The sequence below is a fragment of the Larkinella arboricola genome, from assembly GCF_003259745.1.
Lineage (GTDB): Bacteria > Bacteroidota > Bacteroidia > Cytophagales > Spirosomataceae > Larkinella > Larkinella arboricola.
On the sequence record NZ_QLMC01000001.1, the window covers coordinates 236,338 to 258,622 of the forward strand.

General features: G+C 50.7%; 19 protein-coding genes and 1 tRNA gene. 14 read left to right on the forward strand and 6 right to left on the reverse strand.

What is annotated here, in order from left to right; all coding sequences use genetic code 11:
- Nucleotides 1-58: 58 nt before the first annotated feature.
- Nucleotides 59-805, reverse strand: coding sequence for an SDR family oxidoreductase (locus tag LX87_RS01000; protein WP_111626313.1), 747 nt, complete (start codon nucleotides 803-805; stop codon nucleotides 59-61).
- A gap of 126 nt (nucleotides 806-931) precedes the next feature.
- Between LX87_RS01000 and LX87_RS01005 the strand changes: the two genes are divergently transcribed.
- Nucleotides 932-2,377 carry an aminotransferase-like domain-containing protein gene (locus LX87_RS01005; protein ID WP_111626314.1) on the forward strand — a complete coding sequence of 482 codons (1,446 nt, stop codon included), beginning with the start codon at nucleotides 932-934 and terminating at the stop codon, nucleotides 2,375-2,377.
- A gap of 392 nt (nucleotides 2,378-2,769) precedes the next feature.
- On the opposite strand, the gene LX87_RS01010 is transcribed toward LX87_RS01005, so the two are convergent.
- Both LX87_RS01010 and fabD read right to left on the reverse strand, forming a co-directional pair.
- Nucleotides 2,770-2,840, reverse strand: a tRNA-Gln gene (locus LX87_RS01010).
- Nucleotides 2,841-2,972: 132 nt separating this feature from the next.
- Nucleotides 2,973-3,887, reverse strand: coding sequence for an ACP S-malonyltransferase (fabD, locus tag LX87_RS01015; RefSeq protein ID WP_111626315.1), 915 nt, complete (start codon nucleotides 3,885-3,887; stop codon nucleotides 2,973-2,975).
- A gap of 401 nt (nucleotides 3,888-4,288) precedes the next feature.
- Between fabD and LX87_RS01020 the strand changes: the two genes are divergently transcribed.
- From LX87_RS01020 to LX87_RS01050, 7 genes are all read left to right on the forward strand, one after another.
- Nucleotides 4,289-5,023, forward strand: a complete 735-nt coding sequence (locus tag LX87_RS01020; RefSeq protein WP_111626316.1) for a succinate dehydrogenase cytochrome b subunit — start codon at nucleotides 4,289-4,291, stop codon at nucleotides 5,021-5,023.
- 42 nt (nucleotides 5,024-5,065) lie between these two features.
- Nucleotides 5,066-7,036 (forward strand): fumarate reductase/succinate dehydrogenase flavoprotein subunit, encoded by a 1,971-nt coding sequence (locus tag LX87_RS01025; protein WP_111626317.1) that lies wholly within the window; start codon nucleotides 5,066-5,068, stop codon nucleotides 7,034-7,036.
- A 60-nt stretch (nucleotides 7,037-7,096) separates the two neighbouring features.
- The gene (locus tag LX87_RS01030) at nucleotides 7,097-7,849 is read left to right on the forward strand and encodes a succinate dehydrogenase/fumarate reductase iron-sulfur subunit (RefSeq protein ID WP_111626318.1); all 753 of its coding nucleotides are present in this window, start codon (nucleotides 7,097-7,099) and stop codon (nucleotides 7,847-7,849) included.
- Between the two features lie 148 nt (nucleotides 7,850-7,997).
- Nucleotides 7,998-8,597, forward strand: coding sequence for a bifunctional phosphoribosyl-AMP cyclohydrolase/phosphoribosyl-ATP diphosphatase HisIE (gene hisIE, locus LX87_RS01035; RefSeq protein ID WP_111626319.1), 600 nt, complete (start codon nucleotides 7,998-8,000; stop codon nucleotides 8,595-8,597).
- A gap of 97 nt (nucleotides 8,598-8,694) precedes the next feature.
- Nucleotides 8,695-9,036: a phage holin family protein gene (locus tag LX87_RS01040; protein WP_111626320.1), complete on the forward strand. Its 342-nt coding sequence runs from the start codon at nucleotides 8,695-8,697 to the stop codon at nucleotides 9,034-9,036.
- A 123-nt stretch (nucleotides 9,037-9,159) separates the two neighbouring features.
- A complete protein-coding gene (locus LX87_RS01045; protein WP_111626321.1) occupies nucleotides 9,160-9,936 on the forward strand; it encodes a hypothetical protein in 777 nt (258 codons plus the stop codon).
- A 38-nt stretch (nucleotides 9,937-9,974) separates the two neighbouring features.
- Entirely contained in the window at nucleotides 9,975-10,529 is a 555-nt protein-coding gene (locus LX87_RS01050; RefSeq protein WP_111626322.1) for an LOG family protein, read from the forward strand.
- Here LX87_RS01050 and LX87_RS01055 read toward each other — a convergent pair.
- Nucleotides 10,526-10,717, reverse strand: coding sequence for a hypothetical protein (locus tag LX87_RS01055; protein ID WP_111626323.1), 192 nt, complete (start codon nucleotides 10,715-10,717; stop codon nucleotides 10,526-10,528). The two genes, LX87_RS01050 and LX87_RS01055, sit on opposite strands and share 4 nt — an antisense overlap.
- A 272-nt stretch (nucleotides 10,718-10,989) precedes the next feature.
- On the opposite strand from LX87_RS01055, the gene LX87_RS01060 reads away from it, so the two are divergent.
- A complete protein-coding gene (locus LX87_RS01060) occupies nucleotides 10,990-12,522 on the forward strand; it encodes an OmpA family protein (RefSeq protein ID WP_229310570.1) in 1,533 nt (510 codons plus the stop codon).
- A gap of 80 nt (nucleotides 12,523-12,602) precedes the next feature.
- On the opposite strand, the gene LX87_RS01065 is transcribed toward LX87_RS01060, so the two are convergent.
- On the reverse strand, nucleotides 12,603-13,217 hold the full coding sequence (locus tag LX87_RS01065) for a hypothetical protein (RefSeq protein WP_229310506.1): 615 nt from the start codon (nucleotides 13,215-13,217) through the stop codon (nucleotides 12,603-12,605).
- 428 nt (nucleotides 13,218-13,645) lie between these two features.
- Here LX87_RS01065 and LX87_RS01070 point away from each other — a divergent pair, with 428 nt between their 5' ends.
- A complete protein-coding gene (locus tag LX87_RS01070) occupies nucleotides 13,646-15,073 on the forward strand; it encodes a serine hydrolase domain-containing protein (protein WP_111626326.1) in 1,428 nt (475 codons plus the stop codon).
- The gene (locus tag LX87_RS01075; RefSeq protein ID WP_111626327.1) at nucleotides 15,070-15,900 is read left to right on the forward strand and encodes an SDR family oxidoreductase; all 831 of its coding nucleotides are present in this window, start codon (nucleotides 15,070-15,072) and stop codon (nucleotides 15,898-15,900) included. The genes LX87_RS01070 and LX87_RS01075 overlap by 4 nt, the downstream gene beginning before the upstream one ends.
- Here LX87_RS01075 and LX87_RS01080 read toward each other — a convergent pair.
- Nucleotides 15,897-18,188, reverse strand: coding sequence for a TonB-dependent receptor (locus LX87_RS01080; RefSeq protein ID WP_229310507.1), 2,292 nt, complete (start codon nucleotides 18,186-18,188; stop codon nucleotides 15,897-15,899). The two genes, LX87_RS01075 and LX87_RS01080, sit on opposite strands and share 4 nt — an antisense overlap.
- A gap of 452 nt (nucleotides 18,189-18,640) precedes the next feature.
- Between LX87_RS01080 and LX87_RS01085 the strand changes: the two genes are divergently transcribed.
- The 3 genes from LX87_RS01085 (at nucleotide 18,641) to LX87_RS01095 (ending at nucleotide 21,844) form a co-directional block, all read left to right on the forward strand.
- A complete protein-coding gene (locus tag LX87_RS01085; RefSeq protein ID WP_111626328.1) occupies nucleotides 18,641-19,153 on the forward strand; it encodes an RNA polymerase sigma factor in 513 nt (170 codons plus the stop codon).
- A 304-nt stretch (nucleotides 19,154-19,457) separates the two neighbouring features.
- A complete protein-coding gene (gene crtID / locus LX87_RS01090) occupies nucleotides 19,458-20,930 on the forward strand; it encodes a bifunctional phytoene desaturase/3,4-desaturase (RefSeq protein WP_111626329.1) in 1,473 nt (490 codons plus the stop codon).
- 77 nt (nucleotides 20,931-21,007) lie between these two features.
- Nucleotides 21,008-21,844, forward strand: a complete 837-nt coding sequence (locus tag LX87_RS01095; protein ID WP_111626330.1) for a phytoene/squalene synthase family protein — start codon at nucleotides 21,008-21,010, stop codon at nucleotides 21,842-21,844.
- Nucleotides 21,845-22,285 lie beyond the last annotated feature (441 nt).

The following is a 22,285-nucleotide window of genomic DNA, read 5'->3' on the forward strand; positions in this document are numbered from 1 at the left end:
CTCGTGGGCAATACAGATACAATTTTGTTTAAATGGAGGAGTACAGTAGGGCAGCGTGTTATCGTCCACCCGTCAGGTCCAGGAAGGTACCGGTGCAATAAGACGCTTCATCGGATAATAGCCAGAGAATGGCATGGGCCACTTCATCCGGTGTGCCGCCCCGTTTCATGGGCAGGCTGTCCTTCAGGCGATCCACCCGGTTAGGTTCTCCACCACTGGCGTGAATGTCGGTATAAATAAAGCCGGGTCGGACGGCATTCACCCGGATGCCTTCATCGGCCACTTCTTTCGCCAGACCGAGTGTAAAGGCATCGACCGCCCCTTTTGAAGCGGCATAATCAACGTATTCACCCGGCGAACCCGTTCGGGCGGCAATCGACGACACATTGACAATGCTGCCACCGGCTCCGCCCCGTTTCTGCGACATCCGGTGAATAGCCTCCCGGCTACACAGAAAACAACTGAGGACGTTACTGGCCAATACGCGTTGCCACCGCTCGACATCCATTTGTTCCACACGCATCTGGTGTTCGAGAATACCGGCGTTGTTTACCAGCGCCGTCAGCGGCCCCAGTTGCCGGTCGATGGTCTGAAAGAGGGCAACCACATCGGATTCGGAGGAGACATCGGCCTGCTGACAGCTGGCTTTTCCGCCGTTTTGATTAATGTCGTCAACTATTTTCAACGCTGCCTGCTGGTTGGTTATATAATTAACCATGACCTGATAGCCCTGAAGGGCGGCCAGACGGGCAGTCGAAGCGCCAATGCCCCGGCTGGAGCCGGTAATTAAAATAGTCTTTTGCATTTCTTATTAACTTATTAATACCATAAGGTCCTGAAGTAGCCCGTTCATAAGCTCCGTTAGAATCCGCTCTTTTACAAGTATCGGTGTAAATTTGATAGCCATACAGATACAGTTCTGCCAAATTCGATGGATACAGTCAAGCAAAATCAGTTGACGGCTCAATCGCCTGAGCATTTGTACCTCCGGATTGCCCGGGGAATTGAGCAGCAGATCCGGGATGAAGTGTTACGGGTCGGCGACAAACTTCCGTCGATCCGGACGATCTGCCGCGAACAGGGAGTCAGCATGAGTACAGCTACCCAGGCTTATTTTGAACTGGAAAGCCGGTCGTTGATCGAATCCAGGCCCCAGTCGGGTTATTACGTCAGCCGCTCTCCCCGCAAACAACTCGCCGTTCCGCAGACCAGCCAGCCTTCGGGAGAAGCCAATCCGGATAACCAGGACGGTATTATCCAGCGGGTTTACAGCAATATCAACAACAAGCATGTTATTCGGCTTTCGCTGGGTGTACCCGCCGACGAGCTATTGCCCATTGCCAAACTGAACAAGGGGCTGGTGCAGGCCATGCGTGAACTGCCCGCCAGCGGAACGGCATATGAGGAAATTCAGGGCAACGAAAAGCTCCGGCGTCAGATTGCTCACTGGTCGTTTACATGGGATGGCCGCTTATCGGATAAAGACATTGTAACAACGGCCGGATGCATGAGCGCGTTGTCGTTCTGCTTACTGGCATTAACCCAGCGCGGAGATACCATTGCTGTGGAAAGCCCCGTGTATTTTGCGGTATTGCAACTGGCCAAAAGTTTGGGACTACACATTCTGGAACTGCCGACCCATCCGCAGACCGGTGTGGAAATGGAAGCGTTTCAAAAGGCGTTGCCTAACATTAAACTGGCGATCCTGGTCAGCAATTTCAACAATCCGATGGGAAGCTGTATGCCCGATGAGCACAAACGGCAGATCGTACGCTGGTTGCAGCACTATAACATCCCGCTTATCGAAGACGATTTATACGGTGATGTGTATTTTTCTGAAAGCCGTCCGAAATCCTGCAAGACCTACGACGAGAGCGGACTTGTTTTGTGGTGCGGTTCGGTATCCAAAACGCTGGCTCCCGGTTACCGGGTTGGGTGGGTGGCGCCGGGCCGGTTCACCGAGCAAATTACCCGAATGAAACTGATGCACTCCGTTTCTTCTACGACGTTAACGCAGGAAGTTATCGCCAATTTTCTGGAGAATGGCCGGTACGAAAACCACCTGCGGAAGTTGCGCCGGACCTTACACACCAACAGTTTGCAATACAGCCGGGCCATTGCGGATTATTTTCCGGAAGGAACCCGCATCAGCCAGCCACAGGGCGGATTTTTCCTCTGGGTAGAGCTTGACCGCCGGATGAATACCGTAGAGCTTTACAACAGGGCGCTTAAACACGGAATCAGCATAGCCCCCGGACGTATGTTTACCGTGCAGAATCAGTTTGATAACTGTATGCGCCTAAGCTACGGTCTTCCCTGGAACGAAAAGCTGGATCAGGCCCTGAAAACACTCGGAACACTGGCGAAGTCGATTTAAAAAAGGACCGTACCGGTTACTGGATGAACGGCCCAACCATGAAGCGTCCAAAAAACTGATAAAAGTCAGTTTTTGGATTAAAAGCCAGTTCGGTAAAGGATTGGCACCAAGATTGTTATTAAGTAGATAAATCCGCTGAACGGTTGCTTAACCCAAAGGCGGTATCAAACTCACCGTAACGAATATTTACCCACCGTAACAAAGAATGTCTGGTGAACAACCGGACGAATTTAATTGAATGTGAATGGACTGGTTAACGATAACGGCCCGGCAATAAAACTGCCGGGCCGTTATCGTTACATGCTGTCAAGGTAATCGATTCATCGACGAAATTGTCCGCAAAAAGAAAGCCCGCTGATTCATCCTGAATCAGCGGGCTTATGTGTTGTCAGTTGCCGGAGAAGGATTCGAACCCTCACAAACAGAACCAAAATCTGTCGTCCTACCCTTAGACGATCCGGCAATTGCGAGTGCAAAGGTAGCGGGTTTGCACACAAAAAAGCAAGAAACCTTGAAAAAAATTAAGAATTAAGAATTAAGAGTTAAGAATTGAAAACACTGCGTCAGCTAACTCTTAACTCTTAATTCTTAATTCTTAACTAGTTACGCCTTGCGTTTCGGCGGTGGGAAGTATTTTTTTGACCAGCCCTTGCAGCACTTTTCCGGGGCCGCATTCAATAAATACCGTTGCGCCGTCGGCTCCCATAGCCTCGACGGACTGTGTCCAGCGGACCGGAGCGGTAAGTTGCGCGATCAGATTAGCTTTAATGGTATCGACATCCGTGGCCGGTTTGGCGTTTACGTTCTGGTAGATCGGGCAGCGCGGCTGGCTAAACGGCGTTGTGGAGATAGCCTGCGCCAGTTCGGCCCGGGCTGGCTCCATCAGAGGAGAGTGGAACGCCCCACCTACCTGCAAGGGCAATACCCGCTTGGCACCGGCTTCTTTTAGTTTTTCACCCGCCAGCCGGACACCTTCGAGCGAACCCGAAATCACAACCTGACCGGGACAATTATAATTGGCCGGAATAATCACTTCTTTAAAATTGGATTCAGCGGCTACCTGAAGACAAATCCGTTCGATGGTTTCATCGGGCAGGCCCAGCACGGCGGCCATTGTCGAAGGGTTCAGTTCGCAGGCTTTCTGCATGGCGCTGGCGCGTTGTGCCACCAGCCGCAAGCCGTCTTCAAAGGATAAGGCTCCAGCCGCCACCAGGGCCGAAAATTCGCCGAGTGAGTGACCGGCCACCATCGAAACATCGAACCGATCCGGTGTAAAGTCCTCGACGGTTTGGGCCAGAATGACGGAGTGTAAAAAGATGGCAGGTTGCGTAACGTTCGTTTGCTTCAGTTCCTCGTCGGTGCCTTCAAACATCACCTTCGTGATTTCGAAGCCCAGAATGTGGTTGGCCTGCTCGAAGAGGTATCGGGCTTTTTCGGATTGCTGATACAGTCCCAGTCCCATGCCGGTAAACTGTGCCCCCTGACCGGGGAAGATATAGGCTTTTTTCATGGTCAAGATGTTGTCTTAAAACGGGCTTCGGCCGGCATTACCGGGTCTGACGATTACCCCGGAATTCATAAAGCCGATAGGCCCTGGTTAAACTCACTTCCGGGCAAAGTAACGGGCTACTCGTATTTATTCCAAAAACACGCTTTGAACCCTGAAACGGGAGCGAGTAACACGAATTTATTTTTACTTAAAATAATACCATTATATAGTTAGAAAACAGAACAAAACTCCTGAGCAGTATGTTGCCTAATAGAGATAATCCTTCACCTTTTATTGATTCCAAATAAGCGTAAAAAAACAGGGTTTTTTTGGTTCGAATCGCTTTGTGCAGTAGTTTTGACCTCTACGAATCGGTTAATTTTCAAGCCGGTTTACTAAACAAAAATTTCTGATTTTAGAATATGTCTTGGGTAACAACAACACTTTCCAGCAGCCTTGGCCGCAAGGTTGTCATGTCGCTGACGGGGCTGTTTTTGTGCACGTTTCTCGTTGTCCATTTAGTTGGAAACCTGCAATTGTTCAAAGGCGATGAAGGCCGGGCCTTCAATGAGTACAGCTACTTTATGACCCACAACCCGCTCATAAAGACAATTTCCTATCTGCTGTATGCTTCCATTATTATTCATGCTGTGATGGCACTGGTCTTAACCCGTCAGAATCAGGCTTCGCGTCCCATCAAATACGCGTACGCCAGACCGGAAGACAATAGCCACTGGACATCACGAAACATGGGTATCCTGGGAACGATCCTTCTGATTTTCATCGTGATCCACATGCGGACCTTCTGGTACACGATGCACTTTGGCCCGATCACACTGGCGGGGGAAGAAATCCAGGCCGGATCCATTCCGCAGGTTACGTACGATGGGGAGCCCATCAAAGATCTTTACGCCGTTACGACCTTTGCCTTTTCCTACCTCTGGTATGTGATTCTGTATGTGTTGTCAATGGCGGCTTTGGCGTTCCACCTGGTACACGGTTTTCAGAGCGGTTTCCAAAGCCTGGGTCTGCGTCACAAAAAGTACTCTCCGCTGATCGAAGGGATCGGGACGTACGTGTTTGGTATTCTTATTCCGGCGCTGTTTGCGGCTATGCCGGTATACATTTACCTGAAAGTGAACCATATTCTTTTTTAATTAGAACAGGGTTTATCATTGAGTATTGAACCGTATCTGTCTATGATCGACGTATTAGAAGAACAAGAAACCGGAACCAAACTGGAGTCCAAAATTCCGGAAGGCCCACTGGCTGACAAGTGGACCAAACATAAATTTAACCTAAAGCTGGTAAACCCGGCTAACAAGCGGAAATACGAGATTATCGTTGTTGGAACGGGTCTGGCTGGCGCTTCGGCGGCTGCTACACTGGCGGAGTTGGGGTATAATGTAAAAGCATTCTGCTTCCAGGACAGCCCCCGCCGGGCACATAGTATTGCGGCCCAGGGCGGTATTAACGCAGCAAAAAATTACCAGAACGACGGCGACAGCGTTTTCCGGCTGTTCTACGATACCATTAAAGGGGGTGACTACCGGGCCCGCGAAGCCAACGTTCACCGTCTGGCTGAAGTGAGTGTGAGCATCATCGACCAGTGTGTGGCGCAGGGTGTACCGTTTGCCCGCGAGTACGGCGGGGCGCTGGCCAACCGTTCCTTCGGGGGGGCGCAGGTTTCCCGGACGTTCTACGCACGGGGCCAGACGGGGCAGCAGTTGTTGTTGGGGGCCTACAGCGCTCTGAGCCGGCAGGTTGCCAACGGGAAAGTGAAACTGTTCCCACGGACCGAAATGCTTGACCTGGTGGTGGAAGGCGGAAAAGCCCGCGGAATCATTACCCGGAATCTCATCACCGGTAAAATAGAAGCCCATTCCGCTCATGCGGTGCTGCTTTGTACGGGTGGCTACGGAAACGTATTCTATCTGTCGACCAACGCGATGGGCTCGAACACGACGGCCATCTGGCGGGCGCACAAAAAAGGCGCTCTGTTTGGAAACCCGTGTTTCACCCAGATTCACCCGACCTGTATTCCGGTAAAAGGTAACTACCAGTCGAAACTGACCCTGATGTCGGAATCGCTGCGGAACGACGGACGGGTGTGGGTCCCGAAAACAAAGGAAATGGCCGAGAAAGTCCGCAAGGGCGAACTCAAGGCGAAAGATATCAAAGAAGAAGACCGCGATTACTTCCTGGAACGCCGGTATCCATCCTTCGGTAACCTGGTGCCGCGTGACGTAGCTTCGCGGAACGCCAAAATGGTGTGCGACGAAGGCCGGGGGGTAGCACCGACGGGTCTGGCGGTTTATCTTGATTTTGCTGATGCCATCAAACGCGACGGTCGGAAGGTCATCGAAGCCAAATACGGTAACCTCTTCGAGATGTACGAGAAAATCGTGGACGACGATCCGTACGAAACGCCGATGAAAATTTACCCCGCTGTTCACTACACGATGGGTGGTTTGTGGGTCGATTATAACCTGATGACGAACATTCCGGGCCTGTACGCCCTGGGTGAAGCCAACTTCTCCGATCACGGAGCCAACCGGCTGGGCGCTTCGGCGCTGATGCAGGGGCTGGCCGACGGCTATTTCGTGATTCCTTATACGCTGGGTGATTACCTCGCTACCATTGGTCCGGCGGATAAACTGCCGGTCGATCATGCCGTCTTTAAGGAAGCCGAAAACGGGGTTAAGGAGACCATCAACCGGATGCTGTCGATCAAAGGCGAGAAAACCGCCGAAGAACTGCACCGGCAACTCGGCCACATTATGTGGGAGTACTGCGGTATGGCCCGTAATGAGGAAGGACTGATTAAGGCCCGGAAACTGATTCAGGAGTTGAAGGAAGAGTTCTGGAGCAATCTGCGGATTACGGGTACTGACCAAGAACTGAACCCGGCGCTGGAGCAGGCATCCCGCGTGGCCGACTTTATCGAGCTGGGCGCGCTGATGGTTGAAGATGCGCTGAACCGCAACGAATCCTGTGGAGGTCACTTCCGGGAAGAATACTCGACTGAAGACGGTGAAGCCAGACGTGACGACGAACACTACACGTACGTAGCCGCCTGGCAATACAAAGGCCCGAATCAGCCGGAAAAACTGCACAAGGAAAATCTGGTTTTCGAAACCGTTAAGCTGACGCAGCGGAGTTATAAATAAGGTTAAAGGTAAAGTGGACGGTGTAAGTAGGTTGTGCTGTCCACTTAGACGCCAAACGAAATGGATGTTACACTGAAAGTCTGGAGACAAAAAAATAGCCAAACACCGGGCAAAATGGTGGAATATAAATTGTCGGATATCTCCCCGGATATGTCTTTCCTGGAAATGTTCGACGTGTTGAACGAACAACTGGCGCACAAAGGCGACGAACCCGTTGCGTTCGACCACGACTGTCGGGAGGGTATCTGCGGCATGTGCTCGATGTACATCAACGGTCGGCCACATGGTCCGCAAACGGGTACCACCACCTGCCAGTTGCACATGCGGAATTTCAACGATGGCGATACCATCGTGGTAGAACCCTGGCGGGCGCTGGCTTTCCCGGTCATTAAGGACCTGGTGGTGGATCGGGACGCGCTGGACCGTATTGTACAGGCCGGTGGTTATGTTTCGGTCAATACGGGTTCTGCACCGGATGCCAACGAAATGCTGATTCCGCGTGAAATCGCTGAAGAAGCCATGGACGCTGCCCAGTGTATTGCCTGCGGAGCCTGCGTTGCGGCTTGTAAAAATGCCTCGGCAATGCTGTTCACGGCGGCTAAAGTTTCTCACCTGGCGGTATTGCCGCAAGGAAAGGCCGAACACAAACTGCGGGCCGAGCGGATGGTGGCTCAGATGGATGCCGAAGGATTTGGCGCCTGTTCGTTCACCGGTGCCTGCGCGGTTGAATGTCCTAAATCAATTTCGCTGGATCACATCGCCCGTCTGAATCGCGAGTATCTGGGGGCTAAATTAACGTCGAACAACGTATAGGTTTTTCGGCGTAACAATAAATAGACGCCCGGCCCCTCAGGTCGGGCGTTTTTTATGGCGTTGAACCTCAGAAATAGTGGTACTTTTGCAAAAAAATCTGCTTAGCTGGCGGTAGTCAATACCGTAACAGTTTGCATCTGGCAGCAATATGAAGATTGATTTTACTAAAAATACCGATGGCCTGGTCCCCGCCGTCATTCAGGATGCCGAAACGGGCAAAGTGCTGATGCTCGGCTACATGAACCAGGAAGCGTACGACAAAACGCAGCAGGAAGGCGTGGTGACGTTTTACAGCCGTAGCAAACAACGGCTCTGGACCAAGGGCGAAACCTCCAATAACTTCCTGCACGTCAGGGAAATCAGGGTGGATTGCGACGGCGACACGCTCCTGATTAAAGCGCAACCCGCCGGTCCGACCTGTCATACCGGAGCCGATACCTGCTTTAACGAAGTCAATCAGGGCAAAGGGTTGTTTCTCAATTACCTGCAAGCCGTGATTCGTGACCGGAAGCAAAACCCGACCGAAGGGTCTTATACGGCTTCGCTTTTCAAAAAAGGCGTTAATAAAATTGCTCAGAAAGTAGGGGAGGAGGCCGTTGAACTGGTCATTGAAGCTAAAGACGCCAACGACGATCTGTTCAAGGGCGAAGCCGCTGACCTGCTGTACCACTACCTGATCCTGCTCGAACAAAAAAATATTGATCTGGACGACATCATTGCGGTATTGCAGCAGCGACACGCAAAATAGGACGTTAAACAATGCGCAAACGTTTCCGGTTTGAAGATTGGAGTTGCCTGTTTTTTCATACAACTTTAGTCCTCAAATATTAAACACAAAACGCATTATGGGCCTTATCATACGCATTCTGATCAGTGCCGTTGCGGTATTGATTGCCAGTTATGTATTAAGATCATTCGGCGTGTACGTCGACGGTTTTGGTACGGCGGTCATTGTCGCCATTGTACTGGGTTTGTTAAACGCCGTTCTCAAACCAATTTTAGTCATCCTGACCATTCCCATTACGATCCTGACGCTGGGATTATTTTACCTCGTCATTAACGTTCTGATGGTCTATCTGGCGGCTTCGCTGGTGGGTGGTTTCCGCGTCGACAACTTTATCGGGGCGTTGTTATTCAGTATCATCGTGTCGGTGGTCAGCAGCATCATCGGCTCCATTGTTGATTAATTAACGCGGTAGAAAATAAACAGGCCAGACCCGTGTGGTCTGGCTTTTTTGCGTTCGACGGAAACGGTATTTTAATAACCTTTTAGAGGGCAGCGGGTTATTTCTCATAAAACCGTTCTTCCCATGAAACGTCTTATTCTTCCGATACTGGCTTTATCTCTTGGCATTACAGCCGCTTTCGGGCAGTGTAATCCGCCAACTCCCGCGCAGAATGCCGCTTACGAAAAGGTGGTGAAAGAACTGCAAAATCAATTTCGGAATAATCCGCCCGCGGGCGATTGGCAGGTATTTGATGAACGGAGTTCGCTGGGCAAACTGGAATTGAGCGACGAATACGGTAAAATCTTCCGGATTTGTGGTGATCGCTATGACTTGACTTTCCTGCAAACTTCGGCGGCTAACCGGCAGAAAGCCCGGGCCGACAGCGCCAAGGCCATTGGAGATACCACCACACAGCAGCAGCATTCGCTGGTGATGAATACGGATTCGGTTTACCGCGAAGCCGATCCAAACCGGGCCACCGATCTGGCAAAATCAACCGTTGATATAAACGTAGAAATGAATGCAGGCAACTACCGCTTGGAAGAACCCCTTAGCAACCGGTTTGTGGAGTCGTACAAAACAATTGCCGTCAATGGCGCACCGCTTGCGCTTCAGATTACGCTGAAACCCAACGAAAGCGGTATTGCCGCCCGGCCCGAAACCGTAGTGCTGCTTGGCAACTGGAAGAATAATTTACAGAAAAACCCGAAAGGAGATAAATTGTATCATTACTCGTACAAAAAGGGCGGTACGCTGATCGAAAACCTGGTTGTAACCATAAAAGCGCCCTTTGACGTTGCCAGCGAAATCGTGAAGCAAGTCGACTGGAAAGCAATCAGTGCAACGCTCACAAAGTAGATGAATTGAAATGACGATTTGCCATTGTATTTTGCGGCATGAAAAGTATTGTCGTTTATTGCGGTTCTAACCCGGGTGTAAATCCGGCTTATAGAGAAGCTGCTCGGAAGCTGGGCGAACAATTTGCGGAAAAGGAAATCCGGCTTATTTACGGGGGCGGTAACATCGGTTTGATGGGTGCTATCGCCGATACCGTCCTGTCGAACGGCGGGGAGGTAACCGGTGTTATCCCGAATTTTCTGGCCGCTCTGGAGGTGGCCCACAACACACTCACTGAACTGCACTTCGTCGAAACCATGCACGAACGGAAGTTCAAAATGGTGCAACTGGCTAAAGCCGTTATTGCACTACCGGGTGGGTATGGCACATTTGATGAGTTATTTGAGATCCTGACCTGGCGTCAGCTCAAGCTTTACGAGGGACCTATCGGTCTCCTTAATATCAACGGTTTTTATGACCTGTTGCTCCAGCAACTGGATCGAATGGTGGATGATGGTTTCCTGAAAGCCGAAAATCGGGAATTACTTATTGTCGCGGAAACGGCCGAAGAGTTGCTGGCGAAGATAGAAGCCGTCTGGGAGCAGGAAGTTTAAATGTCGTAATCGGTTGGGCTGGCAAACTGTGCAAACAGGAAAAAGAGGAAAACGGCTAAAAATAACCACCCCAGCATCAGCCCTTTGGTTAAATAATCAAACCCAACAGTAAGCCCAAGCAGACACAAAAGCACGTTGACGATCCGGTGAATGAGATCACGGTAGGACGACACGGCAGGAAACGGCATCTGCTTCTTTTTCCTTTTTCTGAAAGGGTCCATCTGTAGCAAAAATTACGGATATAAATTTGGTGAAATTATTTTTATATATAAGGGGCCGTGCAATCGATTTTAGAAATATTTTATAGCAAAAAATAGGCCGCTTTACGAGTGTGGCATCCGAATTGAACGGATTGCTGGTAAATAATCCGTAGTACTTCTACGTTCTTATTCTATTAACCTCTACGCCGTTGTCAATGAACCTTCGGATTTGTACGCTGACTGGAATTTTGGGGCTAATCATGCCGTTAGCCTTTGCTCAGCAGAACGCTCCGTTAAAAGTCGAAAATCTGGGTAATCAGATTAATTCGGAATACAACGAAGTCAATCCCGTTATTTCACCTGACGGGCGGACTTTATATTTCGCCCGCATTAGCCATCCGCAGAATACCCACGGTAACAAAGGCAGCCAGGATATCTGGTATGCGGAGTTGCTGGAGGGCGATCGCTGGAGTCCGGCGCGCCGGATGGCTGCTCCCCTTAATAAAGATGAGTACAACTGCGCCTACAGCATCACGCCCGACGGCAATACGATGCTCATCAAGGGGGCTTATACAAACGGCAATTATGAAACCCGCGGCTTTTCGACCAGCAAACGAACCGCGAGTGGCTGGTCGCCCCCGCAAAAACTAAACATTCCCAATTACGAGCGCATGAGCAAAGGGCAGTACGACTGCGGCTATCTTTCGGCCGATGGGAAAGTGCTGGTCATGGCGTTCAGTGAGAAAAAGAACAGCAAGGAAGATGACATTTACGTCAGCTTTCGCCAGAAAGACGGTTCCTGGAGTAAACCGCTGAACCTGGGTCCGGAAGTAAATACCGATGGAACCGAAACAACGCCTTTTCTGGCAGCCGACGGAGCCACCCTGTATTTTTCGAGTGATCGTCCGGGAGGGTCCGGCAGCAACGACATTTACGTCTGCAAGCGGGTCGATAAGACCTGGAAGCACTGGTCAAAACCGGTGAATCTGGGCCCGGCAATCAACACCGACGGGTATGATGCCTATTACTCCGTGGCCGCTTCGGGCGAATATGCCTACATGACCAGTTTCAAAAATACGCTCGGCAAAGGCGATATTGTACGGATCAAGCTCCGCGATGAATCGAATCCCGAAGACAAAACCGTTCCGGAAGAGGTTCGTCCCGATCCGGTGGTGTTGGTGAGCGGTAAAGTGATCGACCAGAAAACCGGCAAACCTGTTGAAGCCCGGGTGGTTTACCAAACCTTGCCCGATGGATCGGAAGCCGGTGAAGCCACGTCCGACCCGGTGACGGGCGAGTATAAAATTGTGTTGCCCTATGGCAAGAAATACAGTATGCGGGCCGTAGCGCCCAATTTCATTGCCGAGGGAGGCAATATCGACCTGACCGAGGCCAAAGGCTTTCAGGAAATCAAAGGCAAGGAACTGAACCTGATTCCGATTGAGGTTGGGCGGGCCGTGCGGCTGAACAACATTTTCTTCGATGTGGGGAAAGCCACCCTGCGCGACGAGTCGTTCCCGGAACTGGACCGGATGGTGAACACATTTAACGAGAATCCGAAGCTAATCGTCGAAGTGGGTGGGCATACGGATAATACCGGATCGAACGAAATAAACCTGAAACTGTCGCAGGACCGCGCCGATGCCGTCCGTGAATACTTTATCGGCAAGGGCATCGAACCCGACCGGGTTGGCAGCAAAGGGTACGGCGAAGCACGGCCGGTGGCCACCAACGATACGGAAGAAGGGCGGCAGACGAACCGGCGCGTAGAATTTGTGATTAAGAAAAAATAGCTCTAAAAGACTTTATCGAAAATGAAATGGCCCGGTTATATGCCGGGCCATTTCATTTCTAAAGAAGGTAGGTATGGAAATTAATCCAGTCCGGGCCGCTGAAAATTCCGTGCTTCCGGGAAGGCTTCTTCCATCTGTTGCCGGATGCGGCCGAGCAGCACCAGCATATCCAGCACATCATCGGTTTTCTCCGGATAATTTTCCAGCAGCGTGTGCCAGGCCAGTAATGACTGATCAACGCTCACCAGCACCAGTTTGGCTTTGCCGTTGAAATAAGCCTGAAGAGTGGGTGTACGATTCAGGCCGCTATTGACCTGTAGCGCCGATACAACCTTGACCGGGATCAGCGTACGGTACCATTTGATGATTTCCCAGGCGTCTTTTAGTTTATTCAGCAAATCGATGGCTTCCTGTTCTGTCCGTAGGCCCAGATTTGTTTCAAAAGCCTGTTGATGACCGGCTTGCTCCAGCAGGTTTTTTTCCTGCTTCAACCAGGCCGCCGTTTGACGAAGATAATCGTCGCACAACGCAGTCAGCGGGTTTCCGGCTGACTCTTTGGCGGGAGCAACGGCTTTTGTTTCTTCTTCGATGGCCCGGTGTTCCGGCAGGACACGTTGCTGGCGGGCTTTTTCGACATAGTTTTTGGTTAGTTCAAGGGTTTCCATCAACCGGCTCACCAGCGTTTCCGCATCCATACTCGACTGTTTTAACCCTTCCGGATGTTGCTTTGCAAAATTCTGGCACCGCTTGGTAAACGGGCAGCGTTCACACCAAGAATCGCAATAATTGTAAATGTTCGGTATCAGCTCCACTTCCTCTTTCATGATTTACAGGTAGTTACGGTTATTTGTGAATATGCTAAGACATCAGGAAAAACGAGTCGGTTCATATCTATTTGTGAATTTACGATTCTTGGTATAAAATACAAATTCCAGGCCATTTTTATGAATTTATATTCTGTTTGATGGATTTATTTTTACTAAACGTTTGGCAGGTGCAATAAAATTATTTTTTGCAGGAATAGTATTTTATTGAGGTTGTGTTGATAGGCAACCGGTTAATCAAACAAGAGTGGTATTAATGAAGGCGAAAAGTTATTTTTGAGAAATCCAGCTCCGCCCCGATGAACTATTCCTTCTTCCTTCTTTTGCTGATTACACTTTCGTCAGCTGCCCAAACGCCGGAAACCGCCCCGCTTGATTCGCTGACGGAAACGTCCAGACGGTATTACAACCGCCAGCAACCCGATTCGCTCTATGCCCTGATGGGCGATGCGTTTCATGGCCAGATTTCAGCGGCTCAGTTTTCCCAGATCTCTCAGGGCCTGAAAGCGCAGTTAGGAACCTGGCAATCCGCCGAGCGCCGGAGTGTCAAAGACGGGGTGGCCCGCTACAAGGCGACGTTCGACAAGGGGCTGATCGATTTTTACATCAGTCGTGATAAAGCCGGCAAAATTCATACCTTTCTATTCAAACCCTATGAAGCTGATGTTGCCGATAAAACGTCGGCCGTGCCGACCAGCAATCTGCTCAAAACAAATTTTGATCAACAGGTCGATGCGGTGGCTCGGGCATACATCAAAAAAGCAAATACCGTCGGGCTGAGCATTGGTATTCTTCGCAATGACAGTCTGTTTACGTACAATTACGGAGAAACTGCCAAAGGAAATGGCCAGCTTCCGGATGCAAATACGCTGTTTGAAATTGGCTCGATCAGCAAAACGTTTACGGCGACGCTACTGGCTGATGCCGTCCAGCGTGGGCTGGTTAAACTGGATGATCCCGTGAACAAGTACCTACCCGACTCCATCCCGAAGTTGCAGAAAGACGGCATTCCTGTTACGCTGAAAACGCTGGCCAATCATACCTCCGGTTTGCCCCGGCTCCCGACTAATCTCTTTTCAACCGCTACGGACATGAATAACCCGTACAAACACTACGACCAGAAATTACTTTATACCTACCTCAAAACGGCCACCCTATCGCGTCAGCCGGGGAAGGAATACGAATATTCCAATCTGGCGGTGGGGCTGTTGGGTACTGTTCTGGAAACGGTAAACAAAAAAACGTACGAGGAGCTTGTAAAAGAGCGCATTGCCAAACCGTTAGGTATGGCGCATACCGTGCTGACCCTGAATGAGCCGGATAAAAAGCGGTTTGCGCAGGGAAATGATGCCAAAGGCAACCCGGCGTCGTCGTGGGAGTTTCAGGCGCTGGCGGGTGCGGGCGCACTCCGGTCTTCGGTCAATGATCTGGTTCCGTATCTGAAAGCCGAATTGGGCAAAGGACCGAAAAAACTGGTTGAAGCCATGAAAGCGACCCAGCAAACGACATTTACGAACGGAAACACCGCTGTCGGGCTGGGCTGGCACCGCCGTTCGGAGGACGCGCGGCCCTGGTTCTGGCATCAGGGTGGCACCGGCGGTTTTGTTACCTACGTGGCTTTCAATCCGTCACGCCAGATTGCAGTTATCCTGCTGACCAATAGCCAGAGCCCAATTGATGAACTTGTGGCTGGCGCTCATAAACTCGCTGAAACCAACACCAAATGAAAATCGAAACCGTCAGTATTTTAGGGTGCGGCTGGCTGGGCTTTCCGCTGGCCGAGCGGTTGCTGGATAGCGGCTACGTAGTCAAAGGAAGCACTACCTCGAAGGAAAAACTGCCAATTTTCTGGAAACGGGGCATTAAACCGTATGAGCTTCGCCTGACGCCAACGCCGGAAGGGGATGATCTGGCCGACTTCCTCGATACCGATGCCCTGATCATCAACATTCCGCCCAAAGCCGGACAGCAGGGCGATGTTTTTCATCCTCAGCAAATCCGGGCCGTGGCCGATGCCCTGCGGCAAACCGGGGCGAAAATACCGTACATCCTTTACGTCAGTTCTACGTCTATTTATCCGGATTTAAACCGGATGGTTGTTGAAGACGATGTGATGACTCCCAATCAATCCCTTTCTCCGGCGTTTGTTGAAGCCGAACAAACCGTTCTGGGGCTGGGCCATTCGACGGTGTTACGGTTTGGCGGGTTGTTGGGTTACAACCGGATTCCAGGCCGTTATGTAGCCGGTAAGCAGGGCTTAACCACGGGGTCCGTTCCGGTCAATTACATTCACCGCGACGACGGTATTCAAATCATCACGGCTTTTCTGAACAATCCGCAGCCGGGGCAGATTTTCAACGTGGTAGCGCCCGAACATCCGACGCGTGAAGCCGTTTACCGGCAAAACTGCGCCGATTTCGGCTACGAAACCCCGACGTTTGCCGAACCATCGGAACCCGCTCCTTATAAAATTGTCAGTCCCGAAAAATTAATCAAAACCATCGGTTACCCGTTTCAATACGCCGATCCGCTGGCGTTTTATTACACACCTTAAAATTTCCACTTCAGTCGTACGGACGCATTACGGCCCGGGTCGTCGGCATAATACCGGAAGCGGTTCATGTAATCGCGGTATACGGTATTGAATAGATTGGTAACCGTAATTCCGACGTCAAGCTGACGTTTTTCTGATACCGGAATGGCAAAACCGGCGGTCAGATTCCAGAGTGAATAGGCGGGCGGGGGTGGAATAAAATCGCTGGTGGCTGAACGCGGCCCGCCCGGAACCCGGTTTTGCCGGGCTACCCACAAATTACCCGCACCCACAAAAACGTCCTGGAGCCCGGCCCACTTGCCGAGGTCATAACGCAGACTGTTTTCCCAACGGTTTGGCGGAGTCATGACAATGGGCTGATCAAGAACAACATCCTGCACCCGCAGCAGCGATAACTTGGATGTTCCGCTCAGTTTCGGTAACAAAACTGTCGTCAGGCTGGCATCCAGTCCTGCATAAAGGGCGTCGGTTTGCGTGTATTTGAAAGCCGGAAAAGCCCCCCGGATGGTCAGAACCGGTTCGGCCTGCGGTTTCAGGTAGATGTAATCCCGAATGGTGTTGTAAAACAGACCCACTTCGGCCTGCACTTTTTTGCCCGTATACTCCGTGCTTAGATTCAGGTTGTAAGCCACTTCGGGTTGCAGGGTTCGGTCGCCGAGTTCGTAAGCCGCTGCGCCGTGGTGAACACCGTCGCTGAACAGTTCGCTTACGTTCGGGGCGCGCCAGGAGGTTCCGGCGTTGAACCGCGCCGTCCATTGATCATTTATTGAATACGTCGCCCCGACGGTTCCCGAAAAATTCCGGAACACGAACAGCGGTTTTTCCAGCACCCGGTTTTCATACCGGAACACCTGCATATGCCGGTAGTCATAGCGAAGCCCGGCTTCGTATTCCCAGCGGTTCAGCTTTAGTTTTTCAATCCAGAAAATACCGGCATTATACGTCCGGAAATTCGGAATCAACGGGCGGCCGTTCATGATATTAAACTGATAAAAACCGCTGATACCCACGCTGCCGGTCAATTTGTTGGCGAGGGGCTTGTGCTCAAAAATCAAATCACCGGTGTAGGTTGTCAGCCGAAAGCGGAGCTCCGGGCGGTTGAGGGCCGCCAGCGAATCGTTCCGGGGGCGGTGCAGGTCGTATTCCATCCGGTCGTCAAGCTGCCGGGCCAGTGTCAGACTCCAGGTGCCCCCCGACGCCAGTTTCCAGTCGGTTTTCCACTTCAGCAAGTCGTGGACAATTTGTTGGTAGGGCCGATTGATGGCGTACGAAAAACCGGATTTGACGATGGGTTCCCCCTTCTCAAGCACGGCCTGAAGGTCGCTCAGGCTGCCAATGTGCGAACCCGAAAAGATACCCAGTCGGGTTGCAAACCGGCTGTAATAAAGCTCGGAACGAAGCCGGGCCGAGCGGTAACCCAGCGCAGCCGAAACGTTCTGCTCCGAAATGCCGGTATTGTCCAGAAAATACCGGGGTGTGCGGATGTTGCCGCCCCGTTTGAGCGTTCCCTGCACCCGCCAGCCGAACCTCTTGCCAAAGCCGCCTTCTGTTTGCAGCGAAGCCACACCCTGCCGCCCGTTGGTAAAACCGGCCAGATTCAGTTCGCCGTGAACGGTTTTGGTGGTGGGTAGCGGAGCCGGTTCGACGAGAATCACCCCGCCAATGGCATCGGAGCCAAAGCGAACGCCCGCAGCTCCCTTAATGACGGTAAGGCGGTTAGCCACGAAGGGATCAATTTCGGGTGCGTGTTCGGAGCCCCACTGCTGGCCTTCCTGCCGGATACCGTTGTTCAGAATCAGGATGCGGTTGCTGTGCATACCGTGGATAACAGGTTTGGCAATCGACGAGCCGGTTTGCAGGGTGGTTACGCCCGTAACAGTCCGCAGGGCATCACCCAGCGACTGGCCGCGGGTTTGGTCGAGCGCCTTGCCTTCCAGTTGCGAAACCGTCTGACTGCTGAGCGCCGTGGCCCGCTGCGCCGTTACATTCACATCCTGCAAATGAATATCGTCTTCCGTCAGCAGCACGTTTTGCTCGGACGTATGAACCAGCGTCACGGACTGGGCCACCTGCTTATACCCTAAAATGCTGCTAACCACCGTGTATTGTCCCTGGCACAGCTGGTCGATCCGGTAATGCCCTTCGGCATCGGTCAGGGTTCCTTTTTGTAATTCTTTAATAAAAACGGCCGCACCGGGAATGGGCTGGCGGCTATCCCGGTCGAGCACCACTCCTTTTATAAAACAATCGCAGGGATGTTGTGCAAAAGTGGGGAACAAGATTCCCACTGTTAGCAGTAGGGGAACAAATAAAAGAAATAATAAATGACCAGGCTTCACTTTCAGGTAGTTACAGAAATTCTGAATGGGCAAAGTTACATTATTTTGCAACCTAGTTGCATATAAATTTCTTTTTATTCGACGAAAACAGGCGTTGGCATCCGGAATAAAGCGGCCAAAAAGCTTGTTTTGGAGCTTTGTTTAACTAAATTTGGTCAAAACTTAAACAAAGTGTGGTGTGTGGTTCCACACATTGTAGAAAAAAGGCCACAAATCGTTCTTTGATATCCTTTGGCACACTCGGCCCACTTTCTCATTTATAATATTTCAATCGGCTGTAATTCAGGGGTTTATGCGGGATTGAGTTCGAGCTAATTAATCGAGTTGCGATTTTGGTTGCATTGTTGTCTAATAGGTAAGCAGACTTGGTTCAACAATAACGACTTAACGACTTATAGATCATGACAGCTCTTGAATTTACCTACAACATCGGCAAAGTTTCTAAGTCGCTGAAGCCATTTGCGCTTCGTTTAACGAAAGACGTAGAAGATGCAAACGACTTGTTACAAGATACTTTACTGAAAGCGTTCACAAACCGCGATAAATATACGGATGGTACGAATCTCAAAGCGTGGTTGTATACCATCATGAAAAATACCTTCATCACCAACTACCAGCGGATGGTGAGAAAAAATACCTTCATCGATACAACAGACAACCTGCATTACATTAACTCGACGGAAAGCAGCACCGACAACCTGGCTTATTCATCATTCGCTCAGGACGACATCAACCGGGCTGTTAATGCACTGGACGATACGTACCGCACACCGTTTATGATGCACTTCCGGGGCTTTAAATACCACGAAATTGCAGCCCGGCTGGATATCCCCATCGGAACGGTGAAAAACCGCATTCACATTGCCCGTAAAGAGCTGAAAGACAAATTGAAAGTCTACGCTTATCAGGGTTAATTATAAATAGATAGTAGAGGATAGACGAGAGATAAAAGACATAATTAAAGTACCCATCTTTTATCTCTTATCTCTCGTCTACCATCTTGAAAGACATTTGATTGAGTAGTTTTTGGTTAAAAAAGAGGAAGGTTCCGAAAAGTTAGATGGTTTCCGTCTAACTTTTTTGGTTTGGGGAGGAGACGGATTTTTTCAATCCGTCTTTTTTGTGTCTATTGGCTTGTCAACCGGTATTTCTCAGTTCCGACTCTACGGAGGGATTAGAAACCATCACTTAAAATCCTCTAAGAGGTTAGGGGCAGTTATGGCAAAAAAAGTTATTGTTATTGGAGCCGGATTCGCGGGCTTATCGGCCGCTACCAGTTTGGCCGACAAGGGGTTCGATGTTACGGTTCTGGAGAAAAATGATCAGGCCGGGGGGCGCGCCCGGGTGTTTCGGCAGAACGGCTTCACGTTCGATATGGGGCCGAGCTGGTACTGGATGCCCGACGTTTTTGAAACCTATTTTGGTCGTTTTGGCAAAAAGCCGTCAGACTATTACAAGCTCGTTCGCCTTGACCCATCGTATAACGTCATTTTTGGTCCCGGCGACGCCGTAAGCCTGCCCGCCGGTCTTGACAAGTTGCAGGCGGTTTTTGAAGCGATGGAACCGGGGGCCAGTCGGCGCCTGCTCGATTTTCTGAAACAGGCGGCTTATAAATACGATGTGGGTATCAACCAGTTTGTCTGGAAGCCCAGTCGGCGGGTGACTGAGTTCATGAGTTTAAAACTGCTTCAGGATGCAATGCGGCTGGATGTGTTTCAATCGTTTGCGAGCCACATTCGTAAATATTTCAGCAATGAGCGGCTGTTACAGTTGATGGAATTTCCGATTTTGTTTCTTGGCGCTACGCCCCAGAATACCCCGGCGCTGTATAGCCTGATGAACTACGCCGAAATTTCGATGGGAACCTGGTATCCGATGGGGGGAATGCACGAGATTGTGAAAGCGATGGTGAAGCTTGCGGAAGAGAAGGGGGTAAAAATAGTATTGAATCATCCGGTCAAACAAATAGGTGTAACAAATGGTATAGCCAACAAGGTAGAGACGTATCAGGGCACTTTTGAAGCCGATGTGGTGGTGGCCGGAGCCGATTACCAGCACGTTGACAGCAAATTACTGGCCCCTGAATACCGTAACTACGACGATCGTTACTGGAATAGCCGGGTTCTGGCTCCGTCGTCGTTGCTATTTTATCTCGGCGTTAGAAAGCGGGTGCCCCGTTTGCAGCACCATAACTTATTTTTCGACGAGGATTTTGGGCAGCACGCAATTGAGATTTACGAAAAACCGCAGTGGCCCACCAAACCGTTGTTTTATGTGTCGGCCCCGTCGAAAACCGACCCGACAGTGGCCCCGGCCGGTATGGAAAACCTGTTTATTCTGATTCCGGTAGCGCCGGATCTGAACGACCCGGAGGAAACCCGGGAGCATTATTACAACCTCGTGATGGACCGGCTGGAAGCTTACGTGGGTGAAAATGTCCGGAATCACGTGATTTTCAAAAGGAGTTACGCCCACAGCAATTTCATTGCGGATTACCATGCTTTCCGGGGAAATGCCTACGGGCTGGCGAATACCCTGCGGCAAACGGCTATTTTAAAGCCGGGTCTGAAGAACAAAAGGGTCAACAACTTGTTTTACACGGGCCAATTGACGGTTCCGGGTCCGGGTGTACCGCCCTCCCTGATTTCTGGACTGGTAGTGGCCGACGAAGTAAAGAAAGAATTTGGATAAGAAATGTGTCGTATAAATGGAATTATTAATTGCTGTTTCAGACCGGGTCGGGAAGGAGCAGCCCAGCCACTAACCCAATGATCGAACTATTCAATCGCACCTCGGTAGAATGCAGCAAACTGGTCACCGAACACTACAGCACCTCATTTACGCTGGGTATTAAAACGTTAGACCGGAAATTCCATTATCCAATTTACGCCATCTACGGTTTTGTTCGCTACGCCGACGAGATCGTGGACACGTTTTACGACTACGACCAGAAATATTTGCTTGAAAAGTTTAAAGCCGACACGTACGAGGCACTCGAACAGGGAATCAGTTTAAACCCGATTCTGCACGCCTTTCAGCGGGTGGTAAAAGAATACCGTATCGAGCGGAAACTGATCGATTCGTTTCTGAAAAGCATGGAAATGGACCTGTATTTCAACGAATACAGCGAAAACCGCTACCAGGAGTACATCTACGGTTCGGCGGAAGTGGTGGGGCTGATGTGTCTGCGGGTGTTTTGCGAAGGGGATATGGCCATGTTCGACCGGCTGAAAGAACCGGCCCGAAAGCTGGGGGCGGCTTTCCAGAAAGTGAATTTCCTGCGTGATCTGAAAAGCGATTTTGTTGACCGGGGCCGGGTCTATTTCCCGGGCGTTGATTTCACCGACTTTAGCCGGGACGCCAAACAGCTGATTGAAGACGATATCCAGCGTGATTTCGACGATGCCTACGTGGGGATCATGAACCTGCCGCGCGGTGCCCGGATGGGCGTGCATCTGGCTTATACGTACTACCGGACCCTGTTTAACAAAATCAAGCAGGTGCCTGCTTCGCGGATTCAGGAAGAGCGGGTGCGGGTACCGGACATGAAAAAGATTGCCTTACTGGCCCAAACCTACGTACGGTTTCGCTGGAGCAGTATTTAAAATTGTTGAACCCCGCCGGTAATTGCCCGTTCCCAATGGAGAGCGGGGCCGTCGACCAATACCTGTTTTTATACTTCAATACGCCAATCGCAGTACTACCACCCGTTTTTTGGAGGAGATCATCCCCCTTTTCTTTTATTCGCCTATTCGCCCGAAGCTCGAATTGAACGGGTTTGCTGGTCTGAGTTTATGGGTTTTTATAAATGAAAGCTCGTAAAATGTCGGGAACCCGAACCGTTCAAAAATGAACGGCCAACTGTCTGCTTACAAACGGGTTTTACTTTCGGGCCAGAAATACCCGTTTTCATCTGGTCCTACTGCGCTACCCACATCCTGGCTTGAGCGGGCGGAAAAGCTATCCGTATCATCCTGATTCCCGATTTATGGGCATATATATTTCCCTTTTCACAGGTGGACTAAATCGGGTTAGATAAGCGAAAT

What these genes read in the sequence shown, in the direction of transcription:
- LX87_RS01000 (WP_111626313.1), bottom strand. Translation starts at nt 805, where the DNA reads ATGCAAAAGACTATTTTAATTACCGGCTCCAGCCGGGGCATTGGCGCT.
- LX87_RS01005 (WP_111626314.1), top strand. Translation starts at nt 932, where the DNA reads ATGGATACAGTCAAGCAAAATCAGTTGACGGCTCAATCGCCTGAGCAT.
- fabD (WP_111626315.1), bottom strand. Translation starts at nt 3,887, where the DNA reads ATGAAAAAAGCCTATATCTTCCCCGGTCAGGGGGCACAGTTTACCGGC.
- LX87_RS01020 (WP_111626316.1), top strand. Translation starts at nt 4,289, where the DNA reads ATGTCTTGGGTAACAACAACACTTTCCAGCAGCCTTGGCCGCAAGGTT.
- LX87_RS01025 (WP_111626317.1), top strand. Translation starts at nt 5,066, where the DNA reads ATGATCGACGTATTAGAAGAACAAGAAACCGGAACCAAACTGGAGTCC.
- LX87_RS01030 (WP_111626318.1), top strand. Translation starts at nt 7,097, where the DNA reads ATGGATGTTACACTGAAAGTCTGGAGACAAAAAAATAGCCAAACACCG.
- hisIE (WP_111626319.1), top strand. Translation starts at nt 7,998, where the DNA reads ATGAAGATTGATTTTACTAAAAATACCGATGGCCTGGTCCCCGCCGTC.
- LX87_RS01040 (WP_111626320.1), top strand. Translation starts at nt 8,695, where the DNA reads ATGGGCCTTATCATACGCATTCTGATCAGTGCCGTTGCGGTATTGATT.
- LX87_RS01045 (WP_111626321.1), top strand. Translation starts at nt 9,160, where the DNA reads ATGAAACGTCTTATTCTTCCGATACTGGCTTTATCTCTTGGCATTACA.
- LX87_RS01050 (WP_111626322.1), top strand. Translation starts at nt 9,975, where the DNA reads ATGAAAAGTATTGTCGTTTATTGCGGTTCTAACCCGGGTGTAAATCCG.
- LX87_RS01055 (WP_111626323.1), bottom strand. Translation starts at nt 10,717, where the DNA reads ATGCCGTTTCCTGCCGTGTCGTCCTACCGTGATCTCATTCACCGGATC.
- LX87_RS01060 (WP_229310570.1), top strand. Translation starts at nt 10,990, where the DNA reads ATGCCGTTAGCCTTTGCTCAGCAGAACGCTCCGTTAAAAGTCGAAAAT.
- LX87_RS01065 (WP_229310506.1), bottom strand. Translation starts at nt 13,217, where the DNA reads ATGGATGCGGAAACGCTGGTGAGCCGGTTGATGGAAACCCTTGAACTA.
- LX87_RS01070 (WP_111626326.1), top strand. Translation starts at nt 13,646, where the DNA reads ATGAACTATTCCTTCTTCCTTCTTTTGCTGATTACACTTTCGTCAGCT.
- LX87_RS01075 (WP_111626327.1), top strand. Translation starts at nt 15,070, where the DNA reads ATGAAAATCGAAACCGTCAGTATTTTAGGGTGCGGCTGGCTGGGCTTT.
- LX87_RS01085 (WP_111626328.1), top strand. Translation starts at nt 18,641, where the DNA reads ATGACAGCTCTTGAATTTACCTACAACATCGGCAAAGTTTCTAAGTCG.
- crtID (WP_111626329.1), top strand. Translation starts at nt 19,458, where the DNA reads ATGGCAAAAAAAGTTATTGTTATTGGAGCCGGATTCGCGGGCTTATCG.
- LX87_RS01095 (WP_111626330.1), top strand. Translation starts at nt 21,008, where the DNA reads ATGATCGAACTATTCAATCGCACCTCGGTAGAATGCAGCAAACTGGTC.